The following is a 24,455-nucleotide window of genomic DNA, read 5'->3' on the forward strand; positions in this document are numbered from 1 at the left end:
TCGTATTTTAGAAAAAATTATCACATGCAGATTCAGTCAGTTTCTATAGAAGATTATATTTCAAAAATTCCTGAAGAAAGACAGGAAGCTTTTAAAAAGCTTTTTGATACGGTGAATAATAATCTCCCGAAAGGTTTTGAAGAAGCCACAAATTACGGAATGATAGGTTGGGTAGTTCCTTTGACAACATATCCTGCCGGATATCACTGTGCACCCGGAACACCGCTGCCTTTTATCAACCTTGCTTCCCAGAAGAATTTTATAGCATTGTATCATATGGGGCTGTATTCCACACCGGAATTACTAGAATGGTTTGTGGCAGAATATCCCAAACATTCCAAAAAGAAGCTGGATATGGGTAAATCCTGTGTACGCTTCAAAAAAGCAGAAGATATTCCCTTTGAGCTGATAGCTGAACTGAGTCAGAAAATGACACCTGATGACTGGATTAAAATTTATGAATCACAGTATAAGAAATAAAAAAAGCCCTGAAATCTATTTGATTTCAGGGCTTTTTTTATGCTGGAAGCTGGAGGATGGAAGCTGGATGTGATATTGGTGTTTTTAAAATCAATGGTTGGGAGTAGCTGGAAGCTAGAGGAGGGAAGCCGGAAGTAATATTTGTTTTTAAAACTACCGGTTGTCATTCCTTGATGAACATTCTAAATATTTAAAAGTTAATTAATTGGTGTATATTTATTCACCGACTTCCAGAAACTCCCATCTCCCAGCACCCATCTTCCAGCTAAAAATGAATATCCCAGATTCCCGCTTTTCGCTCAAGCTCAATCAAAGCGGCTGCGTTATCTGCAAGAGCCTCATAATAATCTTTTCTTACATTGTTATACGTTCGCTGGGCATTCAAAACTTCAAGGATAGAGCTTTCACCTCTTTTATAGCTGTAAGTAATCCCTTCCAGAATGCTTTGTGCTTCTGAAAGCATTCCGTTATGAAATTGTCTGAGCTGCTTCTGAGTGGCTGCATAGTGTTGATAGGCTTGTATCACTTCAGCTTTTATTCCCTGTTCAATCTGTTTATATTCAACTTCTGCCTGCGAATGGGCCATTTCTGCTATTTTCAATCCTGCATTTCTTCTGTTGGAAAATTTTAAGGGAATACTAATGCCCATTTTTACCGCATTTACAGTTGGGGAAGGAGCAATTTCGTTAGTCGCTTCCGTATGTCGCTCTGCTCCGGCACTGATACCTAGATCTATGACTCTGTTCGCCTTTTCAAGATTGATCAGGCTTTTGGTAACTTCCGTATTTTGTTTGGCGGCCATTAAATCTGCTCTCTCATTCAAAGCCTGGAGGATCAGATCATCCATACTGAAATCTCTGTTGAAGGCATTGAAATCTCCAGCAACGTCTCTGCCGGTTATTTTGCTGTCTCCCAGAAATACCGATAAACCGGTGATAGCCTGCTGTTCTGCACTTTCAGCCTGATATACTTCATTGAGCAAAGAAGCGGCTTCCAGCTTACTCTGTTTGGAAGCGACTAATGTTATAGTTCCCAATTGGTAACGAATACTGTCGGATTTTGCCAGTTGCTGCATGTTTTGATAAGAATCCTGCTGCACTTCAAGCAAAGCTTTGGATTTTAAAGCATCAATATATCCTAAACTGGCATCTGCACGAAGATTCCTGAAAAAATCCTGCAATAGTATTTTGCTCAGCTCCGATTGATTTTTTGCCAGATTTACCCTGGCTTTTCTTTTTCCACCCAGTTCAAGCGTCCAGCCGATGGAAGCACCGTAGACATATCCCATACTTTGATGTACGCCGTTATTAGTGGTTTCCATTTCCAGTTGAGGATCAGGAAACATATTAGCCGTCTGGATAGCAGATTCTGCCATACTTACATTGTACTTTTGAGAAGCATATCCTAAATTTTTATTTCCGACAAGACTCAGGTATTCTTCAAAGGGTAAAAGCTCTTTTTCCTGTGCTTTCATATCCGTAATATTAAACAATACGACAAATAATATGATAATATGAACTTTAATTTTCATCTGATTCCAAATTTTGTTTTTCGCTTCGGCATTCAGCCATAAAATAAATAGCAGGCAGCACGAATAGGGTTAAAATAGTAGAGAACATCAGCCCGTAAACAATGACAGTTGCCAATGGACGCTGTACATCAGAACCAATTCCTGTGGCCAGTGATGCCGGAAATAATCCGATTACAGCAACCGTTGCGGTCATCAGTACAGGTCTGAAACGGTCTTTTGCGCCTTTGATGGCGGCCTGTTTCAGCTCATATCCTTTCTTTCGGAGATCATTGATATGAGAAATCATAATCACTCCGTTCTGAATAGCAACTCCAAAGAGTGCGATAAATCCTACTGCAGAGGATACATTCAGAGACATTCCCCGGATATTGAGTGCCAGCATTCCGCCAAATAATGCCAGCGGAACAATAGACATCAGGACCAAAGCCTGTCTGAAATCTCCAAAGGCACCATACAGCAGCAGAAACATAATGGCCAGTGCTAACGGAACAATAAATGCCAGCCTTGAATACGCCCTGTTTTGATTTTCAAACTGTCCGCCCCATTTGATCTGGTATTTCTCATGATCGTATTTGATCTCTTTTTCAATTGTATCCTGTGCTTTTTTCAGGAAAGAAGAAAGATCAGTACCTCTTAAATTCAGTTTTACCGTAAGATGTCGTTTATTCATTTCTCTGGTAATAGTGCTTTCGCCGGTACTTAGTTTCACTTCTGCTACCTGTGATAAAGGAATTTTTGCTCCGGAAGCTGAGGTAAGCATCAGGTTTCCGATTTTATCTGGTGTGTCGCGGCTGTCTTCTGTATAACGGCATGAAATATCATATACCTTATTGCCGATAAAGATCTGGGAAATGGCTTTTCCTCCCAATGCAACTTCAATAAGGTCGGCTACATCTGCTACATTCAGTCCATATTGGGCAATTTTGTCTCTGTTAGCAATAATCTGCAGTTGAGGCAATGGGGGTTCCTGATCAATGGCAAGATCTGCCGAACCTGGAATTTTATTTAAAGTAGACAATACATTTTCAGCAATTCTTCTGGTTTCTTTGAAATCTTCTCCATAGACCTTTACGACCAGTTCGCTGTGAGCTCCGGAAATTTTATCCATTACCCCGTCAATCATAGGTTGTGAAAATCCGACGGTGAACCCCGGCATATCTTTATAATCAGCTGCCAGTTCTTTGATGAGGTCTGCTTTTGTTTTTCCTGCCGGCCATTCGCTGTAGGGCTTTATTCCGACAGAAACTTCAAAGTGGGAAGCCGTCCACGGGTCGGTACCATCATCATTACGTCCTGCCTGAACCATCATATAAGTAATTTCGGGATGTTTTAAAGTACGGGCACGTAAGGTATCGCTCATTTCTTTTGATTGGGCTAAAGAAATTCCGGGTGGCAGCTGTACCTGAAGCCATATAGAACCTTCATCCAGCTCCGGAAGGAAGTCTTTTCCTACATGCCAGGAGAGAACACCGGCAGATACCAGGATAATCATAATAGGAATGATAACTCTTTTGGGAGTCTGCATTATTTTTTCAATGCTCTTTCCGTAGGCTGTGCTTAGTTTTTCCAGCCATTTATTGTGATAGATCTTTTGTGGTTTTCTATAGATTACATACGCTAATCCGGGGATCAGTAGTAATGCTACAGCCAGAGCTCCCAACAGAGCATATCCAACAGTAAAAGCCATAGGGGTAAATAATTTTTTTTCCACTCTTTCAAATGCAAACAATGGAAGATAAGCAGTAATGATAATGATGGTGGAAAAGAAAATAGGTTTGGCCACCTCAATCACTCTTTGGGTAATGGTTTTTTCTTCCAGTGTTTCTTCTGAATTTTCTTCTCTTTTTTTCAGAATGGTTTCCAGCATGACGATGGCCCCGTCTACAATGATTCCAAAATCAATAGCTCCCAATGAAAGCAGATTGGCCGGAATATTGGTAAAATGCATCAATATAAAAGCAAATAACAAAGAAAGCGGAATGGTAATAGCTACTAATAATGCTCCACGCCAGCTTCCCAAAAATACAATCAGCACAATAATAACCAAAACAATTCCTTCAGTAAGGGTGTGAGAAACTGTGGTAAGCGTGGTTTTTACAAGATCCGTTCTATCCAGAAAAGGGTGGATCTTTACTCCGGGTGGAAGTGTTTCATTATTAAGTTCTTCAATCGCTTCATGTACTCCTTCCAGCACTTGCGAAGGATTTTGACCTCTTAATAAAAGTACGATTCCTTCTACACTTTCGGAATAGTTACGCTTTTGGTCTGTGTAGCCAAGAATTCCTTTTCTTTCCAGATTTCCGTATTTCAATGTTCCTACGTCATTCAGAAAAACAGGAACTCCATTCTGGGTTTTGACTACAATTTTTCCAAGGTCATCCAGGTCTTTTACCAAACCTATTCCACGGATTACGTACGCAAGGTTCCCACGGGGAAGCATACTTCCTCCGGCGCTCACATTATTTTTGGAAATTGTTTCAGTAACTTCAGAAAGTGACAGTCCGTATTGCTCAAGTTTATGCGGATCCAGCTCAATCTGAAACTGAGTGGTAATTCCCCCGAAATTGGTCACATCAGCAATTCCTGAAATCTGCTTAATACGGGGGATGATCACAAACTTCTGTAAATCTGTAAGCTCCCGCAGACTGTGATTGTTACTTTCGATAATATAACGATACACTTCGCCGATGGGCGAGGTAAGGGGATCTAATCCCGGCTGTGCACCATAAGGAAGCTCCACATCCGTCAGTCTTTCCTGGATACGCTGCCTTGCCCAGTAATCGTCTATACCATCGTCGAAAACCATGGTGATAATGGAAAGCCCGAAGGTACTTTTGCTTCGCATCACATGCATTCCCGGAAGTCCGTTCAGAGATCTTTCCAAAGGAATGGTGATCTGCTGTTCCACTTCTTCAGCAGCCAGTCCCGGAACCTGCGTTACCACCTGAGAGGTTACATCAGCAATATCGGGATAGGCTTCTATGGATAATCTGGTCCAGGAATAATACCCGAAGAATCCCAGTAAAAGGAAGAGAGCAAGCATAAGCCATCTCTTCTGTATAGAGATTGTCAGTAATTTCTTCATAGTTTTTCTTTTACATTATTTTGCATCCGGCATATAAATTCCCCCTTCAGTCATGATGGTTTCTCCGGGTTGTAAGCCTGATATTATTCTAACTGTTTTCTCATCGGTTTCTCCTGTTGTCACAGAACGTTTTGTATATTGACTCTTACCGGTTTTTACCCATACATACTGGGAATTGTCCTGCTGCATTAAAGCGGTTACGGGAATCATCACTGTCTTTTCCGGAGTTGTTGAAAAGTTGACTGTAGCGTACATGCCTGGCTTTAGTTTTCTGTCCGGATTATCACATTCAATAAGAACTTTAATACTTCGGGTATCTTCGTCTACAATTTCATTGATGTGATACACTTTTCCGGTAATATTTCTGTCCGGATAGGCACTTACTTTTACAGAGACCTGATCTCCTTTATTCACAAAACGGATGTCTTTTTCTTTTACATCACCGGAAATCCAGACTTTTGATAATTCTGCGATGATCATTACCGGATCTGCATCTCCTTTCAGATATTGCCCGTTTACAATTTTGTTGGAAATAATTTCTCCGTTGATGGGAGCTCTTACAACGAGTGGACTTCCTATACCTCCGCCCTTACTGTTATAAACTTTCAAGGCAGAAGAAGCATTGGAGAGAGATGTTTTTTTATTTTTAAAATCAGTTTCTGCTTCATCCAGTTCTTTCTGAATTCCAACTCCATGTTTTACAAGATCCTGCTGGCGTCTGTAATTTTTTTCTGCGAGCTGTACATCATTCAGTGCATCTGTATAATCCTTTTGAACTGAAAAATAATCTGATGAAAGAATTTCAAAAAGAGGACTTCCCGCAGAAACATTTTGTCCAAGCTGAATAAACGATTGGGTAATTCTTCCGGAAAAAGGACTGGCAATTTCCGCATAATGATTAGGGATCGCCTGGATTGTTCCTGCTGAAACCACACCATCACTGTGTTCCTGTCCGGTAATAACCTGCGTTTTAATTTTTTTGAAAACAGGATGGGTTTCCGGAACAGTAATCTGATTACCGCGGGTCATTATTTCCGGTTCTTTGTTTGTCTGGGGTGTATTGTCTTTACAGGAAACTGCAAAGAGAATAATACTACTTAAGATTACTTTTTTCATGATCTTAATACAATTGAGTGCTGTTGCTGATTTTTACTTTTTCTTTGTTATTTTTCCTGGTACTGAGCCATTTTTTGCTTCTGTTTTCTTTCTGAGAGGCTATAGTAGGTCTCAGAAATATATTGGTAGAGACAATGAAGAGAACTGTGATGAGGGCTTCCAAAGGATATCCCAAAGCGCATAGTGCGCCTATGGCCGCCGAACACCATAATGTGGCTGCCGTGTTTAATCCTCTTACGGTAAGGCCGTCTTTCATGATAACACCGCCGCCAAGGAAACCTATTCCGCTGACAATATAAGAGGTGATTCGTCCGGCCGCATCGCCACCAATTCTGATGGCAATTAATACAAAGGCCGCAGAGCCGATACACACCAGAGTATTGGTACGCAGGCCTGCATTTTTTTTACGCCATTGTCTTTCGAAACCAATACCGGCTCCCAGACAGAATGCGGTGAGTAAACGTAGGGTGAATTCAAATGTATTCATAACTTTTCCTGTTTTATAAAGCTTTTCAGCTGTACGGGAAAAGTGAGTACAACTAAAGCTTTTAAGATTGATAATTACTGTAAGGATCTGAGTCCATATGCTTTATTTTTTACTGTGCAAAAGTAAAGACCATTATGCTTTTTTACTGTTAGAGAAGCTTTAGAATGTTATTAGAAAATCATTAGAGAAAATCTGTGCGAAAATTTATATGAAATCTGTACCCATTGTAAGAGATAAAATTTCAATACATTTGGAGCAGGCTTTTTTATATAATGAATCTCATGATTTTTATATGAAATAAGAACTTGTTTAATTCCGGAAATTTCCTTCCAACATCTTTTGAACACTATAGTGTAGAAATGAAAAAATCAAACATAGCAATACCTGCTACGCTTTTAGCTATTATATGTGTACAGGGAGGTGCTTCTATTGCAAAGCAGCTTTTTCCTGCCATTGGAGCTATTGGTACGGTTACTTTAAGAATTGTACTTTCTGCTGTATTGTTAACTTTGATCAACCGTCCGAAGTTTTTACAATTTAACAGCCAGAAATGGAAATATTGTGCAATCTACGGAATAGGGCTGGCGGTTATGAATCTTATTTTCTATATGGCCATTCAAAGGATTCCGCTGGGATTAGCTGTTACTGTGGAGTTTGCAGGTCCGTTATTTCTTGCTTTAGCTTTATCCCGTAAACTGCTGGATGTGATATGGGCTTTACTGGCCTGTTTGGGAATCCTGCTTATTGTCCCATGGCAGAATGATCATGTAGATTTGGTTGGACTTGGGCTTGCCTTTCTGGCAGGAATATTCTGGGCTCTGTATATTGTAATGGGTGGAAAGGTTTCCAAAATAATGGATGGAAAAGATGCGGTAACCACCGGGATGATATTTGCCAGTCTTGTAATTATTCCTTTTACAATATGGGATGGAGCCGTTTTCAATCTTACCCCTACTATTTTTATACAAGGTCTTGGTGTGGCTATTCTTTCCAGTGCTTTGCCTTTTTCACTGGAGATGATGGCGCTGAAAAAACTTCCGGCAAAGACTTTCAGTATTCTGATGAGCCTGGAACCTGCATTTGCTGCACTTTCAGGATTGGTTTTTCTTGCTGAAGAATTATCTTTTTTACAGTGGATTTCCATTGCATGTGTGGTTACAGCAAGTATAGGAACTACCATTTTCAATAAAAAATCTCTTTCTCATGAGTAGTAAAGAATATTTTTAAACCATTAAGCTAATTAAGGTTTTAAGGGGAATTAATATTCAAATAAATTTAAATGAAGTCTTTTTATACGTTAACTGATTATAAAATCGACTTTAAAAGTAGTTTCATTATATTCTGATTCTACAGTAATTTTTGCATGATGAAGGTGAATGATTTTCTCGGTGAGAAACAGTCCTATTCCATGACCTTTTTCACTTTTGGAATTCTCACTTCTGTAAAAAGGTTTGAAGATATGCTTTAAATCGTCTTCATTTATAGCATTTCCTGTATTGGTAAAATGGATGGTGAGAATTTTTGAATCTGTACTTACGTCAATCAGGCAAGTATGTTCCGGAGAATATTTACAGGCATTGTCAATAAGATTATTGAAGGCAACCTGCAGAAGATATTCATTTCCCTGTATGATAAGCTGGTCTTCTTCTACCGAATCTTCAATGTTCAGCGAAACTTTATATCCCGAATTTTCTTTTGTGATTTTAGTGTAAGATTCCAGAAGAACTTCATCAAGACGAACTTCCGAAAAGCTGATCTCATTGGGATCATAGCTTGCTTTGGCGAGATCCATTAAACTATTGGAAAGCTTTACCATGTTTCGGGCATCATCCAGTGCGAATTGAATGGTTTCCTGATATTCTTCTTTGGTTTTATCTTTTTCAGATGCAAGTTCCAGCTCGGTAATGATGGCGGATAAAGGCGTTCTCAACTCGTGTGAAATATTGGATACAAAATGTTTTTGCGAATCAAAAGAATTTTCAAGCCTTTCCAGCATTCCATTGAAGTTCTGGGCTAGTTCATTCAGCTCGTCTTTTTCTTTTGTAGTTTTCAGACGCAGCTGTAGTTTTCCGGCTGTGATTTTTTTTATCTGAATAACCATTTCAGTCAGCGGACTTAATGCTTTTTTGGAAAGAAATATTCCAGCCAGATAAATCAAAACCAGAATAATGAAGAATGAGATAATACTGATGGTAAGGAGATGAGTAAGATATTCATATCCGTACTGATCATAAGCTGCCGCAGTTACCGCATACGTTTGTCCTTCATATTGATACACCATACCGATAACCTGCAAATCATTTAAAAAGAAATTAATTTTCTTCTTTTGAAAGATCTGAGAAAGCATTTGCGAAGTTTCTTTTACATAATCTACTTTGGCGTCATCATGATAAACCAGCTGCTTATGAACATCATAAATTGCTACCTGAACTTCATTGAGCGTTCTTGTATTGTTTTTATAAAGCTTGTGCATTTCCTGTTCGGGAAGTGAGCTTCGGAAAAATAAATCAGCCTTGGCAATGGCTTCGTTCTGAAGTTCGCTGTAAAAAGATTTTTCTCTGGCTTCTTTGGATGAATAATAGATTGAAATACTGTAAACACCCAAAAGCATTGCAGTGATTAAGGTAAAAAGCAGGGTAAGTCTGGTTCTTATTTTCATCCTGATATTTTTAGTTCATCTTACTGATTTACTGTACAGTGCCTGTTTCGTAGTCTTTTTTCATAATAAATCCCATACCGGCTTTGGTATGGATCAGTTTGGTTTCAAAATCTTTATCTATTTTCTTTCTGAGATAATTGATGTAGACATCAATAAAGTTAGTGCCTGTGTCAAAATGAGTTTCCCATACTTTTTCCGCAATTTCACTTCTGGAAAGAACCCTTTCGGAATTCTCCAGCATGAATTTTAAAAGATTAAACTCTTTAGGAGTCAGCTTTATGGGCATTTGATCGCGGTACACAGTTTTTTGTTCCAGATTCATTTCAATACCTTCGTATTTAAGAACAGAAACCTTTTGATGTGGCTGTTGTGAAAATCTTTTGAGAAGCACTTTAATTCTTGCTACCAGTTCACGCATTTCAAAAGGCTTGGTGAGATAATCATCGGCTCCGGCATCAAATCCTTCCAGTTTATCATCCGTAGTTCCCAATGCAGTAAGCATAATAACAGGAAGATTGGGTTTTAAAGCTTTAATTTCATTACAGAATTCAAGACCATCTTTTCTGGGCAATACAATATCTGTCACTACCAGATCAAAATGGGTCTGTAAAGCCAGCTTCAGACCTGTATTTCCATCGTAAGCTGCAGTGACCTCAAATTCTGCTTCCTGAAATCCCTTTGCAATCAATTTTGAAAGTCTGTCGTCGTCTTCAATTAATAAAATATGCGGCATAAGATTCCTGGAGTGTTTGGGTTGGTGTGAAGAATAGATCTATATTACCACAAATGTAATGAATTCTATTTTGTAATTTTGGTCCTGAAAATAGAATCGAATGTGTGAATTTAGATTAAAAAAAATAACTGCTGCAGGGCTTTTATACTGTATGATTTTATTATTGGTACAATGCAATAATACTGTTCCTATAAGTAATGTACAGCTCAAAAATGGTGATCTTCTTTTTGTAACAGCCAAGGAATCCGGGCTTTCGGGAGCGATTAATAATGTCACTCAAAAACAAAAAACGGCCTCATTTGATCATATAGGAATTCTGGAAAAAGAGGGCAGCAAAATGTTTGTTCTGCATGCTGCACCCAAAGGCGGCTCTCAGAGGCAGGTTGTAAAAGATTTTATTAAAGATCAGAAAGAAGAAGGGCAGGAAGTGATTGTTTACCGGTTAAAACCGGAATATCAGAAAGCTATTCCTGAAGCGGTTAAAAAGGCGAATACCATGTTGGGTAAACCTTACAATTTCAATTATATTCTGGATGAAAATTCCTATTACTGTTCAGATTTTGTGGAAAGAGCTTTTCGGGAAGAACATATTTTCAAACTGGAACCCATGACATTTACTGATCCGAAAACAGGAAAAACAAACACATTTTGGGAAGAATTTTACTCCAAAAAAAAACTGAAAGTCCCTGAAGGTGAACCTGGTTGCAATCCAAACGGACTTGCCGGTTCTGACAAATTGGAAAGAATAGGAAATTTTTAAAATATAGTGAGAAGCTGAACAGGGCTTCTTTTTTTATGTTAAATTTTTAAAAATATTAGTCTACTAATTTGGTGGACTAATATTTTTTTCTATTTTTGTCACAGATTTAAAAGCAAAGTGCCCTATGATCTGACAGAGTTTAACCCAAAAATGTTTAGCAATGATTACACTTAATCCCGGCCTGCAGGTTTTACAAAATAAAATAAACCTGCCTAAAAAAGAATTATTACTGGAAATAGAATTGAATGGCAAAATGAAATTTGAACATTTGATGAATACGATCTATAATCAATTCGGCATTTGTCATAAAGTGTTATCTGCTAATGTAGAGTACGTGAACGGATACAGTTTCGGTTCGGTACAGTTATATATAAATGTGAATTCAGATGATTTTCAGCAGCTTGAAGTGTATCTGAATAAAAATAAACTTATCAATACAGCGGTAGAATATACCTGAAGAACCTATTTTTAAGTGAGATTCATATAGTTTTAATTACTCAAAGTGTCTGGTTTTTACCGGGCACTTTTTATTTTATACTAAAAGCAAATAATCGATTGGTACAAAATTCCCCTCCTCTGGAGGGATGGCGAAAATTCAAAGAATTTTTGACGGGGTGGTTAAACAAAAAAAGCGTTCAGAACCTTCTGAACGCTTTTCTATCATTAAATAATATAATTTTAGATTCTTTCGATGTCAGCACCAATAGCTCTTAGTCTTCCATCAATATTCTCATATCCTCTGTCGATCTGCTCGATATTATGGATAATAGATTTTCCTTCTGCAGAAAGTGCTGCAATAAGAAGTGCATTTCCGGCTCTGATATCCGGGGAAACCATGGTTGTTCCTCTTAACGGAGCTTCCTGGTTCAATCCGATTACCGTGGCTCTGTGCGGATCACATAAAATGATCTGCGCGCCCATATCAATTAATTTATCTACAAAGAATAATCTGGATTCAAACATTTTCTGATGAACCAGAATACTTCCTTTTGCCTGAGTAGCCACCACTAAAATAATAGATAATAAATCCGGTGTAAATCCAGGCCATGGCGCATCCGAAATGGTAAGGATAGAACCGTCAATAAATTTCTGGATTTTATAATGTTCCTGAGCAGGAATGTAGATATCGTCACCGCTTTGCTCAAGCTGAATTCCTAATTTTCTAAAGGTATTCGGGATAACACCAAGCTGGTTCCAGTTTACATTTTTGATGGTGATCTCAGATTTTGTCATCGCTGCAAGACCAATCCATGAACCGATTTCTACCATATCCGGAAGCATCGTGTGTTCAGTTCCTCTCAGATATTCAACACCTTCAATAGTAAGAAGGTTGGATCCGATTCCTGAGATATTCGCTCCCATTCTGTTCAGCATTTTACATAATTGCTGAAGATAAGGTTCGCAGGCAGCATTGTAGATTCTTGTTTTTCCTTTTGCTAAAGCGGCTGCCATTACAATATTGGCAGTTCCGGTTACAGAAGCTTCTTCCAATAAGATGAATTTTCCTCTCAGTTCCTTAGCTTTTAAAGAATAGAAATATTGCTCTTCATCATAATTGAATTCAGCACCCAATTCTACAAGTCCCTGAAAGTGAGTATCCAGTCTTCTTCTCCCGATTTTGTCACCTCCCGGAGTCGGCATATAAGCCTCACCGTAGCGGGCAAGCATGGGTCCCATCAGCATAATGGATCCACGGAGTTTTGCCCCGTCCTTTTTGAACTCGTTAGATTTTATATAATCAAAATTAACCTGATCAGCCTTGAAAGTATAATCTCCCTGTCCGTTTTTAGTGATTTTTACGCCAAAATCTCCAAGAATTTCAATCAGTCTGTTCACATCATGGATATCCGGAATATTTTTGATTCTTACTTCTTCGTCTGTCAGAAGAACAGCACATAAAATTTGCAGAGCCTCATTTTTGGCTCCTTGTGGAGTTATTTCACCCTGCAGTCTTTTTCCTCCTCTTATTTGAAATGTTCCACTCATTATTTTCTGTTTTTATGATTGTTATTATGCCTTCTTTTGTTGGTCTGGTTATTATTTTTATTATTGTTATTATTCCTGTTGTTACTATTGTTATTATTTCGGTTGTTGTTATTGCTGGTGTAATAGATTTTACTCTTCTCAAGAGAATCAATTCCGGTAAGATCCAACCTGTTTTCAGACAGCTCTTTCAGGTGGCGGAAAATAACATCATCCGTCACATGTTCTTTATTATAGACATTATAAGACTTCTTCATATTGTTGGCGATCACTTCGATAAGGGCTTCTTTTTCATCACCCGTTTCCAGTTCGATTGCTTTTTCGATCAATTGAAGAATACTTTTTCCGTAGAACTTAAAGTCACCTTGAAGTTTTGGATATTCCATTCTTTTAGGTTTTTCTGCCAATTGTTCAGGAGTAGGGAACGGATATGGGGACTCTACATCCAGATCATAATTGGCAAGAATAAAAAGATGATCCCAAAGTTTATGTTTATAATTTTCCTCGTCGCGAAGTTGTGGGTTTCTCTGACCCATAAAATCGATGATTGCCATAGCCATTTCATTCCTTTCGTCTTTGGAAGGAAGTTCTTTGCAGCGCTCAACCAACTGTTGTATAATTCTGCCATATTCCGGCATATGAAGCTGAGTTTTTTGGGTATTGTATTCCATAGTATGCAAATATATGCATTAAAAGAAAAATTGTCTCGGGATTCTGAAAAATTTATGATTTTTTAATGAAAAATTTGAATGTCTTTCTTCTTTATTTATTGCAGAAAATGAAAATATTTCCCATTCATTTGAATTTGTCTTTAATAAAATCGTATCTTGTTTAATACATTGATAATTTATTAAAGCGATGAAAAAAACAAACTTTTTCCTTTCAATGCTGGCTTTGGCATTGGTAAGCTCATGCAGAACCAGTGATGAATTAACAACTGATACTTCCAGGCAAGAAGAGGTTCACAACAAAACAGTGAATGTAACCCATCATGATGGACGACCTTTCAGTACAGGAAGCGGCTCAGGTTCTGCACAAAGTAAATTTACAGCCGGACCGGGTGGCGGAGTTCTGATGCAGGGTTTTTACTGGGACGTTCCGCAAGGTGGCAACTGGTGGAATACCGTTAAAGATAAACTGACAGCGTGGTCCAATGCAGGAATTGGCGCTGTATGGTTACCGCCCGCATCAAAAGCACAGAACGGAGCCTATTCTATGGGATATGATCCTACAGATTATTATGATTTTGGAGATTTTAATCAAAATGGAAGCACGGAAACCCGTTTCGGATCCAGAGCCGAGCTTGAAGCTTTGATTACGAAGGCTCATACTGAAAATATGCAGGTATATGCAGATATTGTAATCAATCACAACAGTGGAGGACAATCCGAAGCCAATCCTTTTACAGGAACCAATACCTGGACCAATTTTTCAGGGGTTGCTTCAGGAAAATTCCAGAGAAATTATAATGACTTTTACAAAAATTCCTATGGAAATAATGATGAAGGAGCTTTTGGCGGTTTTCCGGATGTATGCCATGCGAATCCTCATGTCCAGGACTGGCTTTGGGGAAGAGATGATTCTGTTGCTAAATATTACAAAAACGTAATGAAATTTGATGGCTGGAGGTTTGATTATGTTAAAGGTTTCGGTCCCTGGGTAGTTAATACATGGAATTCTAAAGTAGGAGGATTTTCTGTCGGAGAATTATGGGATTCAAATGTAAATACGCTGGAGTGGTGGGCCAATAATGCCAACAGTTCCGTATTTGATTTTGCTGCTTATTACAAAATGGATGAGGCCTTTGATAATGGTAATTTAAATGTTCTGAATGATGATATGATGTGGAAAAGAAACCCATACAAAGCAGTCACTTTTGTAGCCAATCATGATACAGACATCATTTACAATAAAATGCCTGCATACGCCTATATCTTAACTCATGAAGGGTATCCCACTATTTTTTACAGAGATTATGAAGAATGGTTAAATAAAGAAAGACTGAACAATCTGATCTGGATTCATAATAATAAAGCTACCGGAACAACTTCTATTCTCTACACCGATAATGACGAATATATTGCAAGACGTAACGGTTATAACGGCAATCCAGGACTTGTTGTTTACATCAATACATCTTCAAACTGGCAGGAAAGATGGATAGAAACCAACTGGAGCAGCCAGCAGATCAAAGACTTCACAGGGAACTCAAGCTGGTACCCAACAACCCAGGGAGATAAATGGGTGAAAATCCAGTGTCCGCCGAATTCTTATTCTGTATGGTCGCTTAATTTATAAGTAATGAGCAATGAGTAATAATTGATAATTGATAATTGATAAAGCTGGGAAGAGACTGTTCTTCAGCTTAATTTTTATTAAACATTAAATTAAAACAACTATACGTCTTATTTATCATTCCGTAGGAATCTGTACAATACATTAATATTGCAGGAAACTCTTACGGAATGATATTTTTATAAGTTAAATGAAACTGTATAAGAATAATTATACCTGAATAAACTTTTTCTTCTGCTGCTGATCCGGTAAATAACATTTCTGATTGGCAAGTTTCATTCTGTTTCTGGAAATGACATCATACACTTTGTCACTTAAAGATGCAGGCAGAATTTTCCCAACAACGGAAAGTTTATAAACTCCTCCCAGTAAATTAGCGATTTCCAGTACCGCCTTTGACTTGATCAGATAATACCGTCCGGGTTTCCACAGATACATGGTATTGAATACATTGGTTTCCAGCCCTCTTTCTGATAAAAACTGCTGTCCGAAATCAGATTGAAGAGAAGCAAACATGAACTGGTCTTTCTTATCTCGCTCCAAAATCCACTGCACCCAGAAATTACAGACACCGCAATCTCCATCAAAAAATACAATATGCTTATTTTTCCAATTTTCCATGATGTTATTTATTAAATAGAATTCCCCTTTCCGTGTCTTCTTTTACTTTTTTGAAATAATGGATAAGATCTGCACGCTGCTCATCCGACAGTTTAGCATTCTGATGGCCTAAATAATAGGATTCAAGCGGCATCTCTTTTTTTTCAACCATTTCTATACATTCTTCAAGTTTATGAAGCTGTCTTTTAGGTTCATACACTGCAAAGGTAGAAAAATTAAGATGTTTCCTGCCCTCGTCAATATGATTTTTTACCCACCATGACATCGGGGAGATATTGCTGTACCATGGATACTTTGTTTCATTGGAATGACAGTCATAACATGACGTTCTGAGGGTACGGGCAATTTTCTCCGGAGTATTTTTAATTTTTAGAAAGTCCATTCCCGGAGTAAGTGGTGGATTTGTTTTATCGATAGGGAAAAACTGAATAATGATAAACGTAACGAGAATTACAACAATTATTTTTTTCATAGCAGATGTTCATATTTTGTCAATATAAAGATAGATAATTTATTTTTAGTGAGATAAAGCCTGAAGTTGGGTGATGGAAGCTGGAACTACTTTTTAGTGGGTCTTGAAATAGGGTGTTTTTTTTATTTTTTTAGAAATTCTTAATTTATATTTCATGATGCTGTTAAACTTCCTCCTTCCAGCATCCAGCTTCCTTTCCCCTTTAAATTCTTACGTTGAGTAATTCTAAATTGGATTCTATATTGCTGTTTTTATTTAAGTTAATCTGAAAAATGACTAACTTAATACCACAATTGTGTCCAGGTGCTGTGCCGTTAAAAATATTGATTTATAGTTTTTAACTATCATTGAAATAAAAATTAATAGATTGTATTTATCGTCCAAACGTTGTAGGTTTGTCATGTTCTTACAACAGAAAATTGAAACTGTATTAATCAACATAAAAAATAAAATAAACGACAATGGAAAAAGATTTGAATGACATCAGTAAATGCCCGTTTCACAACGGAACAATGAAGAAGAATGTAGCAGGAGGAGGAACTCAGAATTCTGATTGGTGGCCGGATCAGCTTAGAGTAGATCTTCTGCGTCAGCATTCTTCCCTTTCAGATCCTATGGATAAGGATTTTGATTATGCCAAGGCATTTGAAAGCCTTGATCTGGAAGCAATAAAAAAAGACCTTCATGCATTGATGACAGATTCTCAGGATTGGTGGCCGGCAGACTTTGGTCATTACGGTCCTTTGTTTATCCGTATGGCATGGCACAGCGCCGGAACATATCGTGTAGGAGACGGAAGAGGTGGAGCAGGAGCAGGACAACAGCGTTTTGCACCTTTAAACAGCTGGCCTGATAACGTAAGTCTTGATAAAGCAAGAAGATTGCTGTGGCCGATCAAACAGAAATATGGAAGAAACATATCATGGGCAGATCTTCTGATCCTTACGGGGAATATCGCTCTTGAATCCATGGGCTTTAAAACATTCGGATTTGCGGGAGGACGTGCAGATGTGTGGGAACCGGATTCCGACGTATATTGGGGATCTGAGAAAACATGGCTTGGAGGGGATTTACGGTATGCCCACGGTTCGGAAGGAGTAGAAGAAGGTCACTCGGCAGTTCTTCCTGCTGATGATAATGCAGATGGAGATATTCATTCAAGAAATCTTGAAAATCCATTGGCTGCCGTACAAATGGGACTTATTTATGTAAACCCTGAAGGTCCGGACGGAAATCCTGACCCTATTGCTGCTGCCAAAGACATCCGTGATACTTTCGGACGTATGGCGATGAACGATGAAGAAACCGTTGCTTTGATTGCCGGAGGACATACTTTCGGTAAAACCCATGGAGCCGGTCCGGCAGATCATGTAGGAAAAGAACCTGAAGGAGCCGGAATTGAACAGCAGGGATTAGGATGGGTAAGCACGTATAAGTCTGGTAGAGGAAGAGACGCGATTTCCAGCGGTCTGGAAGTAACCTGGACAGAAACTCCGACTCAATGGAGTAATTATTTCTTTAAAAACCTTTTTGAAAATGAATGGGAATTAACAAAAAGCCCTGCCGGAGCTCACCAATGGGTAGCTAAGGATGGAGCTGATATTATTCCTGACGCATTTGATGCTGACAAAAAACATAAACCAACAATGCTTACCACGGACCTTTCGTTAAGACTGGATCCTGTATACGAAAAAATTTCAAGACACTTCTACGAAAATCCTGATGCGTTTGCCGATGCCTTTGCCAGAGCATGGTTTAAATTAACACACAGAGATATGGGACCACGCGCCCGTTATCTGGGACCGGATGTACCACAGGAAGAGCTGATCTGGCAGGATCCTATTCCGGAAGTAAACCACGAACTGGTTAATGAAAATGATGTGGAGGCGTTGAAAACAAAAGTTTTAAATTCAGGACTAAGCAATACAGAACTTATATCTACAGCCTGGGCTTCTGCTTCTACTTTCAGAGGAAGTGATAAGCGTGGTGGTGCCAACGGAGCCAGAATCAGACTGGAACCTCAAAGAAACTGGGAAGTCAACAATCCTTCACAATTGAATAAAGTATTAATTGTTCTGGAAGGAATCCAAAAAGAATTTAACGATTCTCAAAGTGGAGGTAAGAAAATATCATTGGCAGATCTTATTGTTTTAGCCGGTAATGCTGCTGTTGAAGTGGCTGCAAGAAACGCAGGTCAGGATGTGAAAGTTCCTTTTGCTCCGGGAAGAATGGATGCTTCTCAGGAACAGACGGATGTAGAGTCTATGGGCTACCTTGAGCCTGCAGCTGATGGATTCCGAAATTATCTGAAAAGAAAATACACTGTGTCTACAGAATCTTTACTGATTGATAAAGCACAGCTATTAACCCTTACCGCTCCGGAACTGACCGTGCTGATAGGAGGAATGCGTGCTTTGGATACGAACTTTGACGGTTCAAAACATGGTGTATTCACCAGTCGTCCGGGCGTTCTTACCAATGATTTCTTTGTGAATCTTCTGGATATGGGAACTCAGTGGAAAGCAATGTCAGACGATAGAGAGCTGTATATCGGAACTGATCGAAAAACAGGTCAGCCTAAATGGACAGCAACCCGTGCCGATCTTGTTTTCGGGTCTAATTCTGAATTGAGAGCCATTGCTGAGGTATACGGAAGCGCCGATGCACAAGGTAAGTTTGTAAAAGACTTTGTGGCAGCATGGACGAAGGTGATGAATCTGGATAGGTTTGATCTGGTTTAATAAGTAAAAATGAAAAATGGAAAAGACAGTAGTGATGTAGTCATGGTCGGAAGAAATTCCGACCTTTTTATGTTTTGAAAACTTTTGTGGGATCCCCCTCCCACAAATACGATTAAAATAGCGGTGATCATATCCCGAAGTTCCATTGCTATTCTCTTTTTTGCGGTTTTATATCCCAAATTATTTACTTTTTTGTAGATCAACAGTAACATCGATGCAATCATGGTCATGTAAACCATCACTTCAATTCCATTTTTATTGAGCGAAACAAGGTGGCTTAAATTCAGTTCTTGTTTCATAAACCTGAAAAACACCTCAATATCCCATCTTTTACGATAATAATCTGATATTTCCTTTGCAGAAAGTTCAAATTCGTCGGTTACAAACCAAAATTCTTTGCCTGTTTTTTCATTTTTGATGACAAGCAATCTAAAATGTGTTTCCACTTTTTCTTCCCGATGATGGATATTTCCACGTTTGTTTTGGATGGGTTTTCCGGTGTAAAGTCTCACTTTGCTGTCTTTAATCACTTTCCAGTCATCCCATTTTAGAGCGTTTTCTGTTTCAAGAAAAGATTCAATCTCTTCAAATTTTCTGTTTTCTTTGGAACGAATAATAAATTTCAGACACTTCTGTTCAAAATCTTTCATCGTTCTTGTAGACTGCATCCCTCTGTCGATGATATAAATATTATAATGATGCTCTTCTTTCTTCACCTGATTCAGAATAGCTTCAGCAAGAGCATTGTCTTCTGTTGAGTATTTTTGTCCCGTAAAAACCTCTACAGCTGATGGTAAAATTCCGTCAAAAGAAAAACTGAATTTCACCAACTTCTTTCCACTTTTTTGATCGATCCCTTCTTTGAGCTTTGAACAAGTATCGGCAACTATTGTACTATCCACTCTGATCAGATTATATTTTTCGATTTCAGATTTGTCATATAGACTTGAAAACTGTTCATAGATCTGTTCATAGATTTCTTTAAAATAATTGGAGTCAATTTTGGATAGCCGTTCTGAAATTGAACTTCTTCGCACTTTTTCTTCTTCTCCTAAACTAAACAACGCTTTGAATCCGCTGCTGTTAAAAGTATCTTCTAAAGTTCTTTGACTTAGTTTTTCATTATCAAAGATGCAAAACAAAAGCAGATAAAACATTTTTTTGCCATGCAGAACCTTGCTGTAATAATCTACCTTGGTACTTGCAGAAAGATGGCTTAAAAGTGCCTGGGGAATAAATTCTAAAACCTGTTTAAGAGAAATTTCGTGGTCTTTAAAAAATATCGTAAATAATTGATTATCAGATATAAAGATATGAAATCTCAATCAATAAAACAATATAAAAAATTAAAAACCAGGCACTTATCTCTATTCTTTAACGGATGAAAAACAAAAAGTCGGAAGAAAAAAATCTTCCGACCATGACTAGCAGCGATGCTGTCTTTTTTGTTTATCACAATATGTAACACAAATGTATTACCATTAATTTCAGATATAAAGTAAAAACCAAAACCAGCCTTTAAAAAGGATTGTTTTTTAGACCTAAAGAAAATCGAAAGATGACAAAGACAAAAAATAGCTAAGGTTAAGCTTTTATTATTTAAATTAAAAAGAATGCATTGCGTTTATTTTATCATTAAAACCCTATGTAAATTATTTGAATGAGAACATTAACTATTATAAATGTGTTGAAATATCTTTGTTTAGAGTTGGTTTAAATTGATGTTGTTTTATTATTTAATGTTGAGGGATTCTAAATTGTTACTATTTTTGAAAAAACACATAAATAACTTGAAGAAAATATTATTGTTTATAATAGTATTAAATACTCTGAACCTATATTGTCAGAATACTGTTAATATAGATTTTTTTATGAATAGCATTGATAAGTCTTATTCATATAAAATTAATACAAATGAATACAAAATAAAAAAAATACAAAATGGTCTTTTTCGAAAATCTTTATTACCTAAAGTTACATTAACATCTTCCGTGCCTTATCAAAGAGCTATTTCTGATGTAGTGCAGCCTGATGGAACAATAAAATTTGTTGAACGTAATTATTTGAATCCAAACATCGGACTTAATACAAGCCAGTTTTTACCCTTTACAGGAGGTACCATTAGTTTATCAAACTCAATAAATTATTCCAGAGATTTTAATAACAATTACACTAATTTTTCTAGTAATTGGGTAAATCTTTCATATCAGCAATCAATTAATGGATACAATAATTATAAATGGGAAAAAAAAATAAATACTCTCACAAAAAAGAAAGATTCAATTGAGTATTATCAGAATATTATTCGATTGAAATATGATATAGCCAAATCTTATATTGATGCTGAAACATCACAATTAAAATCTCATTTATTACAAGAAAATATGAATAAGGTAAAGTTTATGCTAAATGAAATAAATGAAAAGTATAAAAATGGTCGAGCCATTAAAACAGATGTGGAACAAACAGAATTAACATTAGAACAGTTAAAAGGCTATTTGGAAGCTAATAAAATAGAACATCAAAATTCGTTAAGCCAATTAAAAAGAATAACCAACATTGAAATTCAAGATTCCATATTATTAGAAGGTATCGAAGAAATAGAATTTACCATTAATAAGGAAGAACTAATTAAAATTATGGAAGAGAACGGATATAATATAGAATGGAAAATAAAAGAGTTGGAAGCAGAAGCAAATCTTGATAAAATAAAAAAAGAGGGTAGTATGTCATTAAATCTTCAGCTTGGATTGGGGCTTAATTCTTCTGCAAATGAAATTTCACAATTATTTAATACTCCTCGTCAAACTCAATTTGTTACTTTAGGAATCAGAATCCCTATATTAGATTGGGGAATTTCAAGGGATAAAACTAACATAGCGTTTGTAGAAAAAGAGAATTTAAAATATAAAATTGAAGAAGAAAGAAATAGAAAAATGCAGGCTATAGATGAATTAATTAATTATTATTGGACTTTAAAAGCTCAAATACAATCATTGAAACAACAAATAATAATATCTAGTAAACTTAAGGACAACTACAAAGAATTGTTATTATTGGGTAGAAAAACAATATCAGAATATAAAAATCAAATTTATGAAAATATTAATTTATCAATTGAACGTGAAAAATTGAAAAATAATTTATATCTGCTAAAATTAAAAATAGAAGAACTTAATTTAAAACATTAAACACTTATGAAAACAAAAACACAATTAGGTGATTTGGATTTAGAGGTTCTAACTCCTATTGAAACAAAAAAAATTATTGGTGGAAACTGGTATGATTACACTAATATTGGAGAGGTGGTCATTCATTGGGATGGGGGTAGTGGTGGAAATGATGGCGGTGGTTGGGGCTATGACCCAACTCATGGCGGTGGGGATTATCCTGGTGATTGGGATGGTGGAAGTGGAGGCGGAAGTAATACTTCTTCAGCGGATGGGATACTTGAAACTCCTTCGGCGCAAGAATTATGGTGGCTTGTTGTAAATACAACTGGAGAACAAAAAGGGCTTATGAGACAAAATGCTAATGTAGCTTTGATGTATGGGCAAAATCAAGCAGACAACGTTTATGATGCTTTAAGGCATGCAATGTGGTCTGCATTAGATGCAGCTGATTTAGGTCTTGATAAGGCTAAAGAGTTTCATACACTTCATGAAACAGCAAACCCTGGTCCAGACAATGCCATGGATTTACATAATAATCAATGGGGATTTAATTGGTATTCGCAAAATGGAGATCCAGGCACTAATATGCAGCAATTTTTAAATGATTTTTGGAATGCTGTAAATAGTGGGACAAGCCAATACGGTAACATTAAAACTCATCCATAATGTACAGCTTCAAATTTACAATGTTTGTAATATTATCTTTTTTGTCTTTTTCTTCTTGCAAAGGACAAAATAATCCAGATTGTTTGGTTAATTTGGAAGAAAAATTGTCCCCAAAAGTAAATGAAGAAAATAAAATGGGAGAAGTCATAAACTTAAGGAATGATGCTGATTGTTTCGAATGGGACACTTTAATAGTGCAAATGGCTATTAGCAACAAGGAAATGACAGAAAAGACTTTAAGAATTAAAATACCTTTTGATTATAATTACAGTTGGGGAGCAGATAGTACAGCTATGTTGTTATTTGTAAAGAATAATACAGTAGTACATTATATACTGCAAAAACCAACAGTAAGTAGGGAAACTTTTGACCAAGCAAAATCTATCAAAGCATACAACTTTATTCAATTACTTAATAATTATGGCAATGGTGGCTATGCAAAAATCCCTAAAGAAAAGGCCGTTTTTGAAACTTATCCTATGATTTATCATGATGAAAATGGTAAAGAAATTACAAATCCTAAGTATGGTTTAGGTATAAAAGTTAAGGAATAAACATATTGAAGAAAATTTTTAAAGTAATACTTTTCTTTTTATCTACCTTTTCATGTAAAGGACAAAGTAATCCAGATTGTTTGGTAAAGCTGGAAGAAATATTATCTCCAAAAGTAAATGAGGAAAATAAAATAGGAGAAATTATTAATATAAAAAATAATGCTAGCTGTTTTGAATGGGACACATTGGTTGTTGTAATGGCGAGCACACCTAAAGAGTATATAGAGAAGTTAGGCATTATTATACCTTTGAATTATTATGATGATAGGTTTCAGCATGACAGTGTTGCCAGACTTTTGTTTGTAAAAAACAATACAGTTGTATACTATATATCTCAAAAAAGTTCTGTAGATAGAAAAGCTTTTGAAACTGCCCAATCTATAAAGTCCTATCATTTTGTTAATTTAATAGATAATAGCATTAATGGTTTAGTAAAAATCCCTAGAGAAGAAGCTGTATTTGAAGTGTATCCTAAAGTTCTTAGAGATAAAGATGAAGAAATCGAAAAAGCCCTTAAATCAGGAATGAGCATAAAAGTAAAAGAATAATATATGATTATAATGAAAAATATGATGTTATTATTTTTATCTTTTCTTTCATTCGGACAGACAAATCCTGATTGTTTAGTTAAGTTGGAAAACAAACTGTCTCCAAAACCTAATAAGGAAAATAAAATAGGAGAAATTTTAAACCTAAAGAATAGTGTGACTTGTTTTGATTGGGATACACTTGTTGTTATGCATACATTTTCTAATAGACAAGATTTAAAAAAAGACTTGGGAATTGAATCTCCTTTTGAGTTCAAGACAGGTGGATACCGTATTGAAACTGTTCGATTACTTTTTGTTAAAAATAAAGAAGTAGTACATTATATAACTCAAGAGTCTCTACCAGATAGAAAAATGATTGAGTCTTCTAAAACGATAAAAGCTTATAAGTTTATTGATTTAATAGAGAATGAAAAGTATAGATATGCTTCGTTTTATGCGGTCATTCCCAAAGAAAAAGCTGTATTTGAAACACAACCTAGACAACCTCTTACCTCTTTAGAGTTGAGGATTAAAAAATAAATAGATAACTCAATCTATAAAATCCTCAG

At 36.7% G+C, this 24,455-nt stretch carries 22 protein-coding genes; 11 read left to right on the forward strand and 11 right to left on the reverse strand.

Annotation, left to right across the window (positions count from 1 at the left end):
* The first annotated feature begins 24 nt into the window (after positions 1-24).
* Positions 25-480, forward strand: coding sequence for a DUF1801 domain-containing protein (locus tag ACODR7_RS03175; RefSeq protein WP_488837210.1), 456 nt, complete (start codon positions 25-27; stop codon positions 478-480).
* 265 nt (positions 481-745) lie between these two features.
* Here ACODR7_RS03175 and ACODR7_RS03180 read toward each other — a convergent pair whose 3' ends face one another.
* From ACODR7_RS03180 to ACODR7_RS03195, 4 genes are read right to left on the reverse strand one after another with little or no spacing between them, the layout of a single operon-like run.
* Positions 746-2,011: a TolC family protein gene (locus ACODR7_RS03180; protein ID WP_488837212.1), complete on the reverse strand. Its 1,266-nt coding sequence runs from the start codon at positions 2,009-2,011 to the stop codon at positions 746-748.
* Positions 2,001-5,096, reverse strand: coding sequence for an efflux RND transporter permease subunit (locus tag ACODR7_RS03185; protein ID WP_488837214.1), 3,096 nt, complete (start codon positions 5,094-5,096; stop codon positions 2,001-2,003). Before ACODR7_RS03185 ends, ACODR7_RS03180 begins: the two co-directional genes overlap by 11 nt.
* Before the next feature lie 15 nt (positions 5,097-5,111).
* Positions 5,112-6,212 (reverse strand): efflux RND transporter periplasmic adaptor subunit, encoded by a 1,101-nt coding sequence (locus ACODR7_RS03190; RefSeq protein ID WP_488837216.1) that lies wholly within the window; start codon positions 6,210-6,212, stop codon positions 5,112-5,114.
* A 4-nt stretch (positions 6,213-6,216) separates the two neighbouring features.
* Entirely contained in the window at positions 6,217-6,699 is a 483-nt protein-coding gene (locus ACODR7_RS03195; RefSeq protein ID WP_488837218.1) for an MgtC/SapB family protein, read from the reverse strand.
* 359 nt (positions 6,700-7,058) lie between these two features.
* Here ACODR7_RS03195 and ACODR7_RS03200 point away from each other — a divergent pair, with 359 nt between their 5' ends.
* Positions 7,059-7,910, forward strand: a complete 852-nt coding sequence (locus ACODR7_RS03200; RefSeq protein WP_488837220.1) for an EamA family transporter — start codon at positions 7,059-7,061, stop codon at positions 7,908-7,910.
* A gap of 86 nt (positions 7,911-7,996) precedes the next feature.
* On the opposite strand, the gene ACODR7_RS03205 is transcribed toward ACODR7_RS03200, so the two are convergent.
* Positions 7,997-9,358 (reverse strand): ATP-binding protein, encoded by a 1,362-nt coding sequence (locus ACODR7_RS03205; protein ID WP_488837222.1) that lies wholly within the window; start codon positions 9,356-9,358, stop codon positions 7,997-7,999.
* Positions 9,359-9,386: 28 nt separating this feature from the next.
* Positions 9,387-10,091 carry a response regulator transcription factor gene (locus ACODR7_RS03210; protein ID WP_488837224.1) on the reverse strand — a complete coding sequence of 235 codons (705 nt, stop codon included), beginning with the start codon at positions 10,089-10,091 and terminating at the stop codon, positions 9,387-9,389.
* A gap of 100 nt (positions 10,092-10,191) precedes the next feature.
* Between ACODR7_RS03210 and ACODR7_RS03215 the strand changes: the two genes are divergently transcribed.
* Positions 10,192-10,851 carry a YiiX/YebB-like N1pC/P60 family cysteine hydrolase gene (locus ACODR7_RS03215; protein ID WP_488837226.1) on the forward strand — a complete coding sequence of 220 codons (660 nt, stop codon included), beginning with the start codon at positions 10,192-10,194 and terminating at the stop codon, positions 10,849-10,851.
* Positions 10,852-11,011: 160 nt separating this feature from the next.
* Positions 11,012-11,308: an NIL domain-containing protein gene (locus ACODR7_RS03220; RefSeq protein ID WP_488837228.1), complete on the forward strand. Its 297-nt coding sequence runs from the start codon at positions 11,012-11,014 to the stop codon at positions 11,306-11,308.
* Positions 11,309-11,529: 221 nt separating this feature from the next.
* Here the strand turns inward: ACODR7_RS03220 and murA are convergent, their stop codons facing one another.
* Both murA and ACODR7_RS03230 read right to left on the reverse strand, forming a co-directional pair.
* Complete coding sequence (murA, locus tag ACODR7_RS03225; RefSeq protein WP_076595892.1) at positions 11,530-12,837, reverse strand: UDP-N-acetylglucosamine 1-carboxyvinyltransferase; 1,308 nt, start codon at positions 12,835-12,837, stop codon at positions 11,530-11,532.
* On the reverse strand, positions 12,837-13,505 hold the full coding sequence (locus tag ACODR7_RS03230; protein WP_488837231.1) for a DUF4290 domain-containing protein: 669 nt from the start codon (positions 13,503-13,505) through the stop codon (positions 12,837-12,839). The genes murA and ACODR7_RS03230 overlap by 1 nt, the downstream gene beginning before the upstream one ends.
* A gap of 187 nt (positions 13,506-13,692) precedes the next feature.
* Here ACODR7_RS03230 and ACODR7_RS03235 point away from each other — a divergent pair, with 187 nt between their 5' ends.
* Positions 13,693-15,132 carry an alpha-amylase gene (locus ACODR7_RS03235; protein WP_488837233.1) on the forward strand — a complete coding sequence of 480 codons (1,440 nt, stop codon included), beginning with the start codon at positions 13,693-13,695 and terminating at the stop codon, positions 15,130-15,132.
* 207 nt (positions 15,133-15,339) lie between these two features.
* Here ACODR7_RS03235 and ACODR7_RS03240 read toward each other — a convergent pair whose 3' ends face one another.
* Positions 15,340-15,750, reverse strand: a complete 411-nt coding sequence (locus tag ACODR7_RS03240; RefSeq protein WP_488837235.1) for a thiol-disulfide oxidoreductase DCC family protein — start codon at positions 15,748-15,750, stop codon at positions 15,340-15,342.
* A 4-nt stretch (positions 15,751-15,754) separates the two neighbouring features.
* Positions 15,755-16,222, reverse strand: coding sequence for a heme-binding domain-containing protein (locus ACODR7_RS03245; RefSeq protein WP_488837237.1), 468 nt, complete (start codon positions 16,220-16,222; stop codon positions 15,755-15,757).
* 461 nt (positions 16,223-16,683) lie between these two features.
* On the opposite strand from ACODR7_RS03245, the gene katG reads away from it, so the two are divergent.
* Positions 16,684-18,963 carry a catalase/peroxidase HPI gene (gene katG / locus ACODR7_RS03250; RefSeq protein WP_488837239.1) on the forward strand — a complete coding sequence of 760 codons (2,280 nt, stop codon included), beginning with the start codon at positions 16,684-16,686 and terminating at the stop codon, positions 18,961-18,963.
* Here katG and ACODR7_RS03255 read toward each other — a convergent pair.
* Complete coding sequence (locus ACODR7_RS03255) at positions 18,960-20,288, reverse strand: IS4 family transposase (RefSeq protein ID WP_488837241.1); 1,329 nt, start codon at positions 20,286-20,288, stop codon at positions 18,960-18,962. The two genes, katG and ACODR7_RS03255, sit on opposite strands and share 4 nt — an antisense overlap.
* A gap of 546 nt (positions 20,289-20,834) precedes the next feature.
* On the opposite strand from ACODR7_RS03255, the gene ACODR7_RS03260 reads away from it, so the two are divergent.
* From ACODR7_RS03260 to ACODR7_RS03280, 5 genes are read left to right on the forward strand one after another with little or no spacing between them, the layout of a single operon-like run.
* Entirely contained in the window at positions 20,835-22,154 is a 1,320-nt protein-coding gene (locus ACODR7_RS03260) for a TolC family protein (RefSeq protein WP_488837243.1), read from the forward strand.
* A 6-nt stretch (positions 22,155-22,160) separates the two neighbouring features.
* Complete coding sequence (locus ACODR7_RS03265) at positions 22,161-22,802, forward strand: DUF6973 domain-containing protein (RefSeq protein WP_488837245.1); 642 nt, start codon at positions 22,161-22,163, stop codon at positions 22,800-22,802.
* A gap of 20 nt (positions 22,803-22,822) precedes the next feature.
* Positions 22,823-23,356: a hypothetical protein gene (locus ACODR7_RS03270; RefSeq protein ID WP_488837247.1), complete on the forward strand. Its 534-nt coding sequence runs from the start codon at positions 22,823-22,825 to the stop codon at positions 23,354-23,356.
* A 5-nt stretch (positions 23,357-23,361) separates the two neighbouring features.
* Positions 23,362-23,904: a hypothetical protein gene (locus tag ACODR7_RS03275; protein ID WP_488837249.1), complete on the forward strand. Its 543-nt coding sequence runs from the start codon at positions 23,362-23,364 to the stop codon at positions 23,902-23,904.
* Between the two features lie 3 nt (positions 23,905-23,907).
* Positions 23,908-24,426, forward strand: a complete 519-nt coding sequence (locus ACODR7_RS03280; RefSeq protein ID WP_488837251.1) for a hypothetical protein — start codon at positions 23,908-23,910, stop codon at positions 24,424-24,426.
* The last annotated feature ends 29 nt before the right edge of the window (positions 24,427-24,455 follow it).

The sequence above is a fragment of the Chryseobacterium sp. FG46 genome, assembly GCF_057809135.1.